We start from the raw sequence: 13,133 nt of genomic DNA on the forward strand, positions 1-13,133 counted from the left end.
GCTTGTGATGTCTCCAGGCTCGGTGCGGGTCGACCGAGGTCGACAGGGGAGGGAACCCGGGTCGGCCGGGACATTTGCCTAGAGACAGCGGGTATCCCGGCACCGCACCATGGGCACTGTGAGCATCGATCGCAGAACCTGGGTGGGGATTCTGCTCGGCCTCGTCCTGGTGGAGGCCGTGGCTGCGGTCGGCGGTGCGGTCGCGACCGGGCTCAGTTTCGCGTCGGCGCGGGACAGCTTCATGATTCCCAACCTCGCTGTCGGGCTCAGCAGCGCGGTGTCGGGCGGTCTGATCGCATGGCACCGGCCGCGGAACTGGCTGGGCTGGCTGCTGCTGGGTGCGGGGATCGCGCAGACCGGTACGCCGGCCGTGACGCCGTGGCTGATCCACGCGCTCGAAGGCCCTGGTTCGGCACAGTTGCCTGCGACCCTGTATTCCGCGCTGTGGCCGTGGTCGGTCAGTCTGTTCGTCCCGCTCGCGTTGCTCGTCTTCCCGGACGGCAGGCTCCCGGGTCCTGCCTGGCGTCCTGTGCTGGTTGTTGCCCTCGTCAACGCTCCGTTGCAGATCCTGCTGTTCAGTGCAGACCGCAATCCGCTGGCCGCGGTGCAGGTGCTCGGTCCGGCGGCGCGGGACCGAACTGTGTCGTGGTTCCGGATCCCGGCGCTCGACGGGCTGATTCCTCTGCAGACAATCTCGGACGTGTTGCTGGCCGGGACGTTGCTGGCGGCAATCGCGGGACTTGTGGCGCGCTACCGGCGTGGTGACGAGCGGGTCCGTCGGCAACTCCTCTGGCTGTTGCTGGCAGCAACGATTGCGGCGGTGCTGATCGCGTCGTTGCGGTTCGCCGGGCCGATCGACACCACCGGGTTCCCGATCATCTTGCTGATACTGGTCGCGCTGATCCCGGCCTCGATGACGGTCGCCGTACTGCGGTACCAGTTGCTCGACATCCGGCTGGTCTGGTCCCGGACGGTGACGTATGTGCTGCTGACGGCCGCGGTCGCGGCGACGTACCTCGGGCTCGTGGAATTGGCCGACCGTTTGCTCCGTCCGCGGATCAGCGCGAGTGGAGCCGTGCTGGCGACGTTGCTGGTGGCGATCGGGTTCAATCCGGTGCGCCTCCGGCTGCAGCGCCTCGTGGATCGCCTGTTTTATGGGGATCGGGGCAACCCGGTGCGCGCGGCATCGTCGGTTGCGGCCCAGTTGGCGGGGGCGTCGGAGCCGGCCGACGTACTGCCGGCTGTGTGTCAGGCCTTGCGCCTTCCGTACGCCGCGTTGACGGATGAGGCCGGCGTGATTCGCGGGGAGCATGGGAGTCGGACTTCGTTGCTGGTGGCAATTCCTCTGCTGCACGCAGGTAAACGGGTCGGTGAGCTTCAGGTCGGCGTGCGTCCGGGGGAGAGCCGGTTGTCCGCGGCTGATCGGGTCGTGCTCGAGTTGATGGCGGCGCCGCTCGGTGTCGCGTTGCGGGCGCAGGCGTTGTCGGACGCCGTACAGCAGTCGCGGCGGGAGCTCGTCGCAGGGCGCGAGGAGGAGCGACGTCGGTTGCGGCGGGATCTGCATGACGGGCTGGGTCCGGCGCTGACCGGGATCGGGTTCCGCGCCGACGCGGTGATGAACCTCGCCGACGATCCGGTGCGACCGCTTGCCGCTGAGATTCGTGCGATTGTTGACAATGCGATTGCCGACGTACGACGGCTGATCAATCAGCTACATCCGTCCGCGCTGGACGACGTCGGATTGGTGGAAGCGGTACGACGGCATGCGGCGCTCGTCGACCGTCGGGGCGATGGATCGCCTTTGCGGGTGACCGTCGAGGCCGATGACGTGCCTGATGCCTTGCCGGCGGCTGTTGAGGTCACGGCGTACCGGATCGTCACGGAGGCGCTGACGAATGTCGCGCGGCATTCGCGGGCGGGGGAGGCCGAGGTTCGGATCAGTGGCGATGCGCAGACGCTCAGATTGTCGATTGTCGACGATGGACCTGCAGTCAATGGTCGGTGGGTGCCGGGCGTGGGGCTGACGTCGATGCGCGAACGGGTGGCCGAGTTGGGTGGCACGCTGGTGGCGGAAGGTACTGCGACCGGTGGCCGGGTTCAGACCTGTCTGCCGTTGGAGGTTTCGCGATGACGGTCCGGGTGGTGCTGGCCGACGATCATCCGGTCGTACGGGACGGGTTGCAGGTGCTGCTCGCCTCGGTGGACGGGATCTCCGTGGTGGGCGTGGCGGAGAACGGGCCGGAGGCTGTCCGCGCTGCGGTGACGCTGCAGCCCGACGTACTCGTGATGGATATCCACATGCCCGGCGGAGACGGTGTCGCGGCGACGAAGGAGGTCGCTCGCGTGGCGCCGGCGGTCGGCGTACTCATGTTGACAATGCTGGACGACGACGAGACCGTCCGGGCCGCAGTACGGGCGGGTGCGGCCGGCTATGTGTTGAAAGGGTCGTCGCAGCAACAAATCGTGCGGGCGATCCAAGCGGTTGCCGCGGGCGACTCGATCCTCGGGTCCGGGGTCGCCCGACACGTCCTCGACGCGGCCGCGGGGCGGGTGAGCGCACCGCCGGATCCCTTGCAGGCATTGACGCCACGCGAACGTCAGATCCTCGGATTGTTGGCCGGCGGATTGTCGACAACCGCCATGGCGGCCCGGCTCGCCCTCACGCCGAAGACCGTCAACAACAACCTGTCGACGATCTTCGGCAAACTCGGCGTAGCCAACCGAACCGAAGCAGCCCTTTTCGCGCGCGGCGCCCTCAGGCCCGACTCTGCGCTCAGGCCCGCCCGTGCGCCTGACGACTCCGCCGACTGAGCGAGTCGATAGTGACGGCGATCAACAGAACGCCGGCGGTCACCATGTAGCGGACGCTCGAGTCCAGGCTCAGCAGTGCGAGGCCGTTGGAGATCGACATGATCACCAGCGCCCCGAGGAGCGCGGAGTACGCCGAGCCGCGGCCGCCGAACAGACTGGTGCCGCCGATGACGGCTGCCGCGATCGCGTTCAGGTTGGTGTCCGCGCCACCGCTGCTCTGGTTCACCGCGACCAGCCTGGCCGCGGCGAGCAGACCGCCGACGGCGGCGAACGTCGAGCAGGCCGCGAACACGGACAGGTAGATCATCCGCACGTTGATACCGGCCCTCCGGGCGGCCTCCACGTTGCCGCCGACGGCGACGACGGAGCGGCCCCACCGGGTACGCCGTACCGTCAGATCGGTCGCGACCACGAGCGCGAGGAAGAGCAGGAACATCGACGAGACACCGCGGTCACCGTTCAGGATCAGCACGGGGATCAGCAGCACGAGCGCCAGCGCGCCGGCCTTGATCGCGATCATCGAGGTCGGCGCCGTCGAGAGACCGGCCGTGGCCCGGGCGCCCCGGGTGCGGAGCCGCGTCAGCACGTAGAGCGCGACGACGACCGCGATCAGGGCGTAGGCGAGCGCGGGGGAGAGGAAGCTTCTCGTCGCGAAGCCGACCAGCGCAGAGTCGTACGGAAGGTTGAGCGAGCCTTCCTTGCCGAGCACCAGCAACTGCAGGCCCAAGAATCCCAGCAGACCGGCAAGCGTGATCACGAAGCTCGGCACGCCGAAGCGTGTGTAGAGCGCGCCGTAGAACATGCCGATCACCAGGCCGAGCGCCACACCGGCCACCAGCGAGAGCACGAGCGGCCAACCCTTGTTGACGAAAGTGACTCCGAGCACCGCGGCCGACAGGCCGCTGACGGAACCTACCGAGAGGTCTATCTCGCCGAGGAGCAGGACCAGGACGATGCCTAGGGCAATTACTCCGACGGAGGTGGTTTGCAGGGTCAGGTTGACCAGGTTGCGGCTGGAGAGGAAGGAGCCGTTAGCGATCTGGAACACCGCCCAGATGATGATCAGACCGACGACCACCGGTACCGAACCCAGGTCGCCGGAGCGCAGCCGGGCGGTGAAGGCGGAGACGGCGCCGCTGAGGCCGCTGCTCGCGATCAGCCGTTCGTCCTGCAGGTCGGCGGGTAGCTGTTCGATCCCGTTCGCTTCGGGTGTGGCCGGCGTGCTGGTGACGTCCTGGGGACGGGTGCCCGATCCGTGCAGGCTCATGATGCGGGACCCTCCTCCCGGCTTCGGCGCGCTGCACGCTCCGAGACCGCGTTGTCGGTGGCGCCGGTGATGGCGGCGATGATGTCTTGCGTCCTGGTCTCGCTGACCACGAAGACGCCGTTGTTGCGGCCGAGACGCAGTACGGCGACCCGGTCGGCGACCGCCATCACGTCGGCCATGTTGTGGCTGATCAGGATCACGGCCAGGCCGCGTTCGCGCAGCCGCTCGACCAGGTTGAGGACCTCGGCGGTCTGAGCGACGCCGAGGGCCGCGGTCGGTTCGTCCAGCATCACGACCTTGGGCCGGCCGAGCAGACTGCGGGCGATCGCGACGGTCTGCCGCTGGCCGCCGGACAGGCTGGCGACCGGGATCCGGACCGACGGGATCTTCGCGGACAGCTGCCGGAGCAGCTCCCACGACTGGCGTTCCATCTCGACCTCGTCGAGGACGCGGCCCTTGCGGAGCTCGCGGCCCAGGTACAGGTTCGCGACGACGTCGAGGTTGTCGCACAGCGCCAGGTCCTGGAACACGGTGGCGATCCCGAGCTGCTGCGCCTCGGCCGGGCTGCCGACGCGGACGGCGCGGCCGTCGAACACCATCGTCCCGTCGTCGGCGGTGTAGACGCCGGCGATGGTCTTCACCAGCGTCGACTTGCCGGCGCCGTTGTCTCCGACCAGCGCCAGGACTTCGCCGGCCCGGACCTCCAGCTCGATGTTCTTCAGGGCCTGTACGGCGCCGAACCGCTTGGAGATGCCCTGCAGCGTCAGCACGGTACCGGCGCCGATGTCGGGAGGAGCCGGGGTAGCCGAGGGAAGTGTCACGAGATCAGCCTCCAGGACTTATTTCACGCCATGATCCTCGCCGGGGGCGCGGTTGGGGAGAGGGCCCGGCGTAGCCCCCCGCACCTCACTGCGGGGGGCTACGCCGAGGGCGGGCCGGTTTCGGCTAGTTGCTGGACAGTCCGGCCGCGGCGCAGGCGGCGGCGAACGACGCGGTGCAGATGTCGCTGACCTTGTAGATGTTGTCCTTGATCACGGTGTCCTTGATGTTGGCCTTGGTCACCGCGACCGGGTCGAGGATCGTCGACGGAACGCCGCTCTTGTCGGTGGTCGACTCGGGCTTGCCGCCGTTCGCCAGCGCCACCGCACCCTTCGCGGCGGCCTCGGCCTGCGGCTTGACCGCCTTGTAGATCGTCATCGCCTGGTCGCCGGCGACGATCCGCTGGATCGCGGCCAGCTCCGAGTCCTGACCGGTGACCGGCGGCAGCGGCGTCACGCCACCGCCCTTGAGTGCTGCGATCGCACCGCCGGCGGTGCCGTCGTTGGCGGCGTACACGCCGACCAGGCCGTTCTTGATCGCGCTCAACTGACCTTCCATCCAGGCCTGCGCCTTGTCCGGGCTCCAGTCCGGGGTGTCGAACTCGGCGGCGATCTTGAACCCGCTCGAGTCGAGCACGCTGTGCGCGCCCTTCTTGAAGTCGGCCGCGTTCGGGTCGGTCGGCGAGCCGTTGATCATCGCGATGTTGCCGGACGTCTTACCGGCCGCCTTCAGATCGTCGACCAGAGTCTGGGCCTGGAGCTTGCCGACTGCCTCGTTCTCGAACGAGACGTAGTAGTTGGCGTTCTCGATGAACCGGTCGTACGCGACCACCGGGACGTTCTGCCCCTTGGCGGAGCTGACCACGGCGGCGGCCGCCTTGCCGTCGACCGGGTCGAGGACGAGCACGTTCGCACCTTGGGTCAGCGCGGCCTCGGCCTGCTGTTGCTGCTTCGACGCGTCCTGGTCGGCGTTGCTGTAGATCAGCTCGCAGTCGGCGCAGGCAGCCTTGAGGGCCTCGGTGAACAGCGGGCGGTCGAGCGCCTCGTAGCGGGTGGTCTTGGACTCGGGCAGCAACAGCGCGATCTTCTTCGCGCCGCCTGAGCCGCTGCCGGAGTCGTTGTCGGAGCCGCAGGCCACCAGGGAGACGGCCAGGGCCGAGACGGCGATGCCGAGCCCGACGAGACGAGTTGCTGAGAAGGACATATGGCGGCTCCTTGACGAGACGGCCCGATTGGCCTGCCCGAAGTCAAGCTCCCCTGAGTCTTGGCGTCAAGACTTGAATTCAAGAAATGGAGATATTGATGTGACTCAGCACCGACGCTCGGTGGATGGCGCCGACGATATCGGCCTCGTCGCCGAGTTCGGCCGGGCGGAGTTCGACCGTCGCGGCGGCGCTCGGGATCGCGCAACGGTCCAGCGCTTCACGGAGCGGGGCCAGGATGAGTTCGCCGGCCTCGGCCATCAGGCCGCCGACGACGACAACTTCCGGGTTGAGCAGGTTCACCACGCCGGCCACCGCCACGCCGACCCGGCGGCCGGCGTCCTCGATCACGCGACGGCAGCCGACGTCGCCGCCGAGCGCGCGGATCACGATGTCCTTCAATCGCAGCGGTCCGTGCGAGGCGGCCAGGCTGTTGATCAGTGCTCGCGAGCCGACGAACGTGTCCAGGCAGCCGCGGTTGCCACACCGGCAGATCGGCCCGTTCTCGTCGATCGTGACGTGCCCGATCTCGCCCGCCGTACCGGCCGAGCCGCGGAACACGTCGCCGTTGATCACGATCCCCGCGCCGACGCCGTACGAGAACTTCAGATAGCAGCCGTTCCGTACGCCGCGGAGCGCGCCGGCCCGCAATTCGCCCAGCGCAGCAAGGTTTGCGGTGTTGTCGAGGGCGACCGGGGCGCGCAGGTGACCGGCCATCGCCTCGGTCACATTGACGCCGCGCCAGCCGGGCAGTACGGCGTCGGAGCCGGCCTCGCCGCTGATGGAATCGACCGGCATCGGCAGCCCGAACCCGATCGCGGAGATGTTCTCGACGCCGGAGCTGACCGTCTCGGCCAGGTCGGCGAGCAGCCGGGCGGCGCGCTCCATGCCGTCGTCGGCGACGTGGTCGGCCTGCAGCGGCATCAGCTGCTGGGCGAGGATCTCGCGGGACTCGTCGGCGATCGCGACCCGGACGTCCCGCTCGCCGAACGCGACGCCGGCGAGTAGACCGCCGCCGGACGCGAGCGAGACGAGTACGGCGCGGCGGCCGTTGCGGATGCTGCGGGAGAGGCCGACCATGCCGGCCTGGTCCAGCTCCTTGACCATGTTCGACACGGTGGCCGCGGACAGGCCGGACGCGGCGGCGATCTCGACCTGGGTGAGCGGGCCGTGCTGCCGGACGACCCCGAGAACGCGCGCACGGTTGGCTTCGCGGAGCGAAGCCTGCGATCCCGGCGCCGGGCGGGTTGCGTTCATTACATAAAGATAACGGATCGCGGGCCGAGCGCGGTCGCTCCGCGCTCGTGAACCAGGAACATCGTCTGCAACCTCGCTGTCACTACCCCACTAGAACGTTCAACGGCGACAGTAGACCACTTCGGTTTGAGGGTGGTGGAGGCAGGCTTTCAGACCGTCAGAGCGAGGGTCAGCAGGGCCAGCGGGAGGGCCAGTTCGATGGTCGCGCCGAGGACGTCGCCGGTGGTGCCGCCGAGGGCTGTGCGGGCGCGGCGGGTGGTGGCGAGGCTCGTTGCGACGGCCAGGAGGACCGCGGCGGCGGAGCCCGCGAGGCGGTTCGGGGACGGCCAGGTCACGGCGAGGGCGGCGGCGAGTACGACGGCCGCGGCAACGCCGGCTGTGAGCGGGCGGACTGTGCCGGCGACGAACGTACCCAGGCCGTCGGGGCGGGCTGCGGGGACCGACGTACGGCAGGACCAGGGGAGGGTGAGGCGGCTCGCGGTGGTGGCGATCAGGACGGCTTGCCAACCGAAGCCGGACTGGATGCAGGCGGTGAGGGCGGCGACGTCGAGGAGCAGTACGCCGACGATCGCGACGACACCGAACGGGCCGATGTCGCTCTGCTTCATGATCCGCAACATGGTCTCGCGATCCCGCCGGGACCCGAGCGCATCCGAGAAGTCAGCCAGGCCGTCAAGATGCAATCCACCGGACAGCCCAGCAATCACCAGCACTCCCAGCACAGCCGCCAGCAGGTCCGCCTCCGGCTTCACCAGCTGAGCCACCGCGATCACACCCGCCGCAACCCCGCCAATCACCACCCCCACAACCGGCGCCAGCACCATCGCCCGCCCGCCAACCACCCGATCCACCCGCGAGGGAACCCCCGCCGGAAGCACCGTGAGCGTCCCGAACGCGAGGCGCCCACCATCAAGCCACCCGCTCGAGGCCGGCCGGGGGTCGTCTGGTGCGGCCGGGGGTGGGTCTTGGGGTGGCGGCGTCATGTGAGGGGGATTGTTCGGCCGGCGATGGTCCAGAGGACCTGGTCGGAGGCGAGGGAGATGGTGGTGTTGAGGCGGCCCATCAGGTCTCGGAAGAGGCGGGTGCCGGGGTCGGCGGGGACTATGCCGGAGCCGACGTCGTTGCTGACGGCAACCACTCGCCGGGGAGTGGCGGACCAGGCGTCGGCCAGTTCCGCGATCTGTTGTTCGACGGCGTCGGCGCGGTGCAGGTTGGTCCAGACGTCGGCCGCGTCCATGGTCCGGGAGAGCCAGAGAGTCAGGCAGTCGATCAGGACGGGCGGGCCGGGAGTGGCCAGGAGTGGGACCAGGTCGATCGTCTCGGCCAGACCCCAGGACGCCGGGCGGCGGGACTGATGCTTGGCGACGCGAGCGGCCCACTCTGAGTTGCCGGAGTCGTCCCCGCCGGTGGCGACGTACAGGACGTCAGACTCCAAGGACAGCAGGCGTTCGGCGGCGATGGACTTGCCGGATCGGGCTCCGCCGAGGATCAGCGTTCGGTCAGGCATCGGTCCTCCGCTCGAAAACCACAGGCGCCTCGAAGGCCGCCTTCCGCGCCGTACGGCGGAACGCGTTCAGGATGGGCCGCCCCAGCAGCAGGACGAGTACGGCGGACAGGATGCCGCGCGGGATGTCCCAGCCCAACGAGGTCGCCACCACGAACAGCAAGTACCGGTGCAGGTTCGCCGCCAGCTCGTCACCGGGCACGAATGAGAAGTCGCTGCCGAACGTCGCGTACGGCCAGAACCACAGGTTCATCATCACGCCGTACAGCACCCCCGACACCATCGAGTACGCCGCCAGCAGCAGCAACTCCAACCGCCCGCCGACCCGCGGCAACAGCCCCGCCAGACACCCCACCCACGCGCACGCGAACATCTGGAACGGCATCCACGGCCCGACCCCGCCGCTGATCAACGCCCCGCCCAGCAGCGACACCGCCCCGAGCACGAACCCGAACCCGGCGCCGAAGGCCCGCCCCGCCAGCACCAGCACGAAGAACCCGGGCTCGAGCCCCGCCGTACCCGGACCCAACGCCCGCAAGGCCGCACCGACCGCCGCGAGCATGCCGACCAGCGAGATCACCTTCGCGTCGATCCCGGACTCGGACAGCTCCGCGAGTACGACGGCCACCAGCAACGGCAGCAGCAACACGAACAACCACGGGGCGTCGGTCGTGTGACCGATCGCGGATGCACCCGTCTGCGATGTCCGGAAGAACAGCGGCCATGCGAACGCGAGTACGCCAACGAGCGACGCGACCAGCAACGTCGCCGTACTCCGCGGCTTGAGCCGGATCAGCCTCACGACGCCCGGTCCAATGCTTCGGCGACCTCTCCGACGGTCAGGAACGGCAACGGAGCAAGGATCTTCGCCACCTGTGGCGCGAACGCCGGCGACCCGGCAATCACCTCTGCCGTCTCGCCGTCGCTGACCAACTCGCCCTCGGCGAGCACCATCACCCGAGTGGCGACCTCAGCGACCATCTCGACGTCATGCGTCGACAACACGACCGCATGCCCGGCCGCGGCCAGCTCGCGCAGAATCGCCACCAGGCGGCGCTTGGCGCCGTAGTCCAGCCCGCGTGTCGGCTCGTCCAGCAACAACAACGGCGGAGCGCCGCACAGTACGACGGCCAGCGCCAGGCAGAGCCGCTGTCCCTCGGACAGGTCCCGCGGATGCTGGTCCAAAGCCACATCTGGTGCCAGCCGCTCGAGGAGCGCCCGGCAACTACCCGCGGGCACCTTGAAGTCGGAGTCCGCGGCAGAACACTCGTCGGCGACCGTCGCGGCATAGAGGAGGTCTGCAGGCTCTTGTGGGACCAGTCCGACCGCCTTCACCAGTTGCGCGGGCTTCATCTGGTGCGGGTCAGTCCCGGCCGCGACTGCAGTGCCCGACCGAGCCGGCAGGATGCCGACGAGCGCATTGAGCAGCGTCGACTTGCCCGCGCCGTTGCGGCCCATCAGCGCGACGACCTCACCGGCCTTCACACTGAGCGACACGCCACGCAGCGCCATCACGTTGCCGTAGCCAACGACCAGATCACTACACCGAGCCAGCTCAGCACCTAGCGCAGCAGCCGACCGCACCGGTGCAGCACTGTCCAGCTGGCGCCGTAGCGCGACGGCAGCCCGCCGAGCGTCCCGCACGGACAGGGGGAGTGGCGACCAACCGGCCAACCGTCCCAGCTCGACTACAGGCGGCGCGACCGGTGCGGTGACCATGCGCTCACCGGGCAGCCCTGTCGACACAGCAGCCGCACCACCCGGTACTTCGATCACGCGGTCGGCGTACTGGATCACACGCTCGAGCCGATGCTCAGCCAGCACCACTGTGACGCCCAGGTCGTGCACCAGCCGCTGCAGCGCAGCCAGCACCTCTTCGGCTGCCTGTGGGTCGAGTGCAGACGTCGGCTCATCCAGCACGAGTACCGCCGGATGCGACGTCAGCGCTGCTCCGATAGCGGTCCGCTGCCGCTGGCCACCCGACAACGACGTCAGTGCACGGTCCCGTACGTCGGCCAGCCCCAGCAGGTCGAGCGTCTCCTCGACGCGTCGCCGCATCACGTCCGGAGCCATGCCCAGCGACTCCATGCTGTAAGCCAGCTCGTCTTCGACCGTGTCGGTGACGAACCCCGCCATCGGGTCCTGACCGACCATCCCCACCACGTCCGCGAGGTCCCGCGGCCGGTACTCCCGGGTGTCCCGTCCGTCGACGAGCACCCGACCGGACAGCGTGCCGCCGGTGAAGTGCGGCACCAGTCCGTTGATTGCCCGCAGCAACGTGGACTTGCCGGACCCGGTCCGCCCGATCACCAGCGCCAGCTCGCCCTCCGGCACGATGAGACTCACGTCGCGGAGCGCCGGCTCACTGGCCCCGTGGTACCTCACAGATACGCGGTCGAACTCGATCATGCGACCGCCTTCTTCAACGGCGGTGCGGCCAGCGCAGGCACCAGTCCGATCAGTACACCGACAACCGGCAGCAGGGGAACCGGTGGTACGACCAACGGACCGTCCAGCAACAGCCCGTGCACACCACGTGCTGCGGCGGTCACCATCGCACCCGCAGCCACCGCACCGGCCGCCACGACCAGCCACTCAGGCAAAGCCCACGGATCGGGCCGGTACCTCGTCCTGGCCACCCGCTGACGTCCGATGGCCATCGCTCCGACCGCGAGCAGTACGCCGACGGCCAGTGCGCCCGCGGCGAGCGGGAACGACATGGAGTCGGTCAGCAGCGCGTAGACGCCGAGCAGGATGCCCAGCAGTCCGAGTAGCACGCTCAGCGCTGTGAGCCGACGCTGAGCGCGCGGGGCATGCGCCGTACGGCCGTAGCCGCGGGAGTCCATCGCGGCAGCGAGCTCCACCGACCGGTCCAGGGCGCCTTCCAACACGGGCATGGCCGTCGTACGGAAGGAGGCGCGGGTGCGGCCGCGCAAACGGCGTGCGGCGCGGATGCGGCGACCGTCGGTCACCAGTTGAGGTGCGAAGGTCAGTGCGACTACACAGGCCACGCCCATCTCGTAGAGCGCTCCGGGCAACGACTTCAGCAGGCGCCGTGGACTGGCCAGTGCGTTAGCAGCACCTATGCAGCACAGCATGACGGCCAGTTGCGCACCGTCGTACAGGGCGGTCACCAGAGCCTCTGCCGTCACCTCTCCGCCGAGCTTGACGCCCGCAGCCCAGGCAGGCAAAGGGATCTGCGGCAGCGTGAACAGCACGGTGTTCCCCTGCGAGCGGGTCGACAAGAGCGCCTGCAGCACCACGCGGACGCCGATGACCACCAGACCGAGCTTCAGGAACGCAGTGAAGCTGTGTGCCCACGGCGCATCGCTCCGGCGCGCTGCCACGACGAATCCGGTGACCGCGAGGATCAGGGCCAGCAGGACCGGGTTGCGGGTCCTGCTGGCCGCCACAGCCATACAGAGCGCCCACAACCACCAGGCCCCCGGGTGGAGCGCCCGGGGGAGTGTGAGGTGGTGGACGGCGCGCACGACTACTTAGCCGCAGTACGACGGCGGTTGAGAACGAACCCGCCTCCGCCCAGAAGGACCACGACGATTGCCGCGATGATGATGCCGGTCCAGGGCGCTCCGCTGTCGTCCTTCGAGGACGCGGCCGGTGTCGGCTGGACGGCAGTCGATCCCACTGCCGGGCCGACCTGCAGCGTGACAGGGGCGTCGGTAGCTGGGACGTTGATGCTCTTCACCTGGTCGCCGCAGCCCTTGGACGGGTAGCCGGCGACGCCGCAGGTGAGGCCCTTCTCGATCCGGACCGGCGCGACGGCGGCCAGGACCTGCGCGCCGTTCGACTTCGGATCCGTGACCACACAGGTGCCGGTCGGCTGGGCCGGCGTGTCACCGGTGACCGCGTCCTCCGGCGTACCGGGGTCGACGACCAGCGCCACCCGCTTCTTGCCGGTCTCCGCCGGGGTCTTGCCGCAGATCGCGTCGAAGTCGCCCGCTGCGCGCGGCACCCGCGGCTTCGCGCCGCCGACGGCGAACCGCCAGCCCTCGACGCCGCCGTCCGCCGGGACGTAGGCGTCCGCGCCCTTCTGGGAGAAGGCCCAGGTGCCGTTGGTCCACTGGTAGTAGCCCCAGAACCGGTAGCCGTCCTCGGCCTGGGCTGCGCTTGTTGTAACGGTTGCGACAGTCCCAGCCAGCAGGAGACCCGCCAGCAGGCTGAAGACCAGTCGTACGGTCCGATGTGCAGTCATTCTCGTGTCCTCGTTCGGGCCGCAGCCCGGTGGAGGAGATCCCGCCTGCACCGGCAGGGTA

12 protein-coding genes are annotated in these 13,133 nt (G+C 69.2%); 2 read left to right on the forward strand and 10 right to left on the reverse strand.

All coding sequences use genetic code 11. The features are described 5' to 3' along the window. Positions 1 to 118 precede the first annotated feature (118 nt). Both ACQPYH_RS15435 and ACQPYH_RS15440 read left to right on the forward strand, forming a co-directional pair. Positions 119 to 2,131: a sensor histidine kinase gene (locus ACQPYH_RS15435; protein WP_432891770.1), complete on the forward strand. Its 2,013-nt coding sequence runs from the start codon at positions 119 to 121 to the stop codon at positions 2,129 to 2,131. Then, positions 2,128 to 2,811, forward strand: a complete 684-nt coding sequence (locus tag ACQPYH_RS15440) for a response regulator (RefSeq protein ID WP_432891772.1) — start codon at positions 2,128 to 2,130, stop codon at positions 2,809 to 2,811. The genes ACQPYH_RS15435 and ACQPYH_RS15440 overlap by 4 nt, the downstream gene beginning before the upstream one ends. Here ACQPYH_RS15440 and ACQPYH_RS15445 read toward each other — a convergent pair. The 10 genes from ACQPYH_RS15445 to ACQPYH_RS15490 all read right to left on the reverse strand — a co-directional run bounded on the left by ACQPYH_RS15445 (position 2,774) and on the right by ACQPYH_RS15490 (position 13,072). Continuing rightward, positions 2,774 to 4,078: a sugar ABC transporter permease gene (locus tag ACQPYH_RS15445; protein WP_432891775.1), complete on the reverse strand. Its 1,305-nt coding sequence runs from the start codon at positions 4,076 to 4,078 to the stop codon at positions 2,774 to 2,776. The two genes, ACQPYH_RS15440 and ACQPYH_RS15445, sit on opposite strands and share 38 nt — an antisense overlap. Then, positions 4,075 to 4,899: an ATP-binding cassette domain-containing protein gene (locus tag ACQPYH_RS15450; protein ID WP_432891778.1), complete on the reverse strand. Its 825-nt coding sequence runs from the start codon at positions 4,897 to 4,899 to the stop codon at positions 4,075 to 4,077. The genes ACQPYH_RS15445 and ACQPYH_RS15450 overlap by 4 nt, the downstream gene beginning before the upstream one ends. 124 nt (positions 4,900 to 5,023) lie before the next feature. Next, positions 5,024 to 6,100: an ABC transporter substrate-binding protein gene (locus ACQPYH_RS15455; RefSeq protein WP_432891781.1), complete on the reverse strand. Its 1,077-nt coding sequence runs from the start codon at positions 6,098 to 6,100 to the stop codon at positions 5,024 to 5,026. A gap of 79 nt (positions 6,101 to 6,179) precedes the next feature. Beyond that, a complete protein-coding gene (locus ACQPYH_RS15460; RefSeq protein WP_432891784.1) occupies positions 6,180 to 7,355 on the reverse strand; it encodes an ROK family transcriptional regulator in 1,176 nt (391 codons plus the stop codon). Positions 7,356 to 7,504: 149 nt separating this feature from the next. Beyond that, on the reverse strand, positions 7,505 to 8,206 hold the full coding sequence (gene cobS / locus ACQPYH_RS15465) for an adenosylcobinamide-GDP ribazoletransferase (protein WP_432891787.1): 702 nt from the start codon (positions 8,204 to 8,206) through the stop codon (positions 7,505 to 7,507). A 128-nt stretch (positions 8,207 to 8,334) separates the two neighbouring features. After that, positions 8,335 to 8,862: a bifunctional adenosylcobinamide kinase/adenosylcobinamide-phosphate guanylyltransferase gene (locus ACQPYH_RS15470; protein WP_432891790.1), complete on the reverse strand. Its 528-nt coding sequence runs from the start codon at positions 8,860 to 8,862 to the stop codon at positions 8,335 to 8,337. Beyond that, positions 8,855 to 9,661 (reverse strand): ECF transporter S component, encoded by an 807-nt coding sequence (locus tag ACQPYH_RS15475; protein ID WP_432891793.1) that lies wholly within the window; start codon positions 9,659 to 9,661, stop codon positions 8,855 to 8,857. The genes ACQPYH_RS15470 and ACQPYH_RS15475 overlap by 8 nt, the downstream gene beginning before the upstream one ends. Then, positions 9,658 to 11,268, reverse strand: a complete 1,611-nt coding sequence (locus ACQPYH_RS15480; protein ID WP_432891795.1) for an ABC transporter ATP-binding protein — start codon at positions 11,266 to 11,268, stop codon at positions 9,658 to 9,660. The genes ACQPYH_RS15475 and ACQPYH_RS15480 overlap by 4 nt, the downstream gene beginning before the upstream one ends. Then, the gene (locus ACQPYH_RS15485; protein ID WP_432891797.1) at positions 11,265 to 12,278 is read right to left on the reverse strand and encodes an energy-coupling factor transporter transmembrane protein EcfT; all 1,014 of its coding nucleotides are present in this window, start codon (positions 12,276 to 12,278) and stop codon (positions 11,265 to 11,267) included. The genes ACQPYH_RS15480 and ACQPYH_RS15485 overlap by 4 nt, the downstream gene beginning before the upstream one ends. Positions 12,279 to 12,352: 74 nt before the next feature. Further along, on the reverse strand, positions 12,353 to 13,072 hold the full coding sequence (locus ACQPYH_RS15490) for an SCO2322 family protein (RefSeq protein WP_432891798.1): 720 nt from the start codon (positions 13,070 to 13,072) through the stop codon (positions 12,353 to 12,355). Positions 13,073 to 13,133 lie beyond the last annotated feature (61 nt).

This window comes from Kribbella sp. CA-245084 (assembly GCF_050942355.1).
GTDB lineage: Bacteria > Actinomycetota > Actinomycetes > Propionibacteriales > Kribbellaceae > Kribbella.

Excerpts from the sequence above, each read along its gene's own strand:
- ACQPYH_RS15440 (WP_432891772.1), top strand. The coding sequence starts at position 2,128 with ATGACGGTCCGGGTGGTGCTGGCCGACGATCATCCGGTCGTACGGGAC.
- ACQPYH_RS15445 (WP_432891775.1), bottom strand. The coding sequence starts at position 4,078 with ATGAGCCTGCACGGATCGGGCACCCGTCCCCAGGACGTCACCAGCACG.
- ACQPYH_RS15455 (WP_432891781.1), bottom strand. The coding sequence starts at position 6,100 with ATGTCCTTCTCAGCAACTCGTCTCGTCGGGCTCGGCATCGCCGTCTCG.
- ACQPYH_RS15460 (WP_432891784.1), bottom strand. The coding sequence starts at position 7,355 with ATGAACGCAACCCGCCCGGCGCCGGGATCGCAGGCTTCGCTCCGCGAA.
- ACQPYH_RS15470 (WP_432891790.1), bottom strand. The coding sequence starts at position 8,862 with ATGCCTGACCGAACGCTGATCCTCGGCGGAGCCCGATCCGGCAAGTCC.
- ACQPYH_RS15480 (WP_432891795.1), bottom strand. The coding sequence starts at position 11,268 with ATGATCGAGTTCGACCGCGTATCTGTGAGGTACCACGGGGCCAGTGAG.
- ACQPYH_RS15485 (WP_432891797.1), bottom strand. The coding sequence starts at position 12,278 with ATGGCTGTGGCGGCCAGCAGGACCCGCAACCCGGTCCTGCTGGCCCTG.
- ACQPYH_RS15490 (WP_432891798.1), bottom strand. The coding sequence starts at position 13,072 with ATGACTGCACATCGGACCGTACGACTGGTCTTCAGCCTGCTGGCGGGT.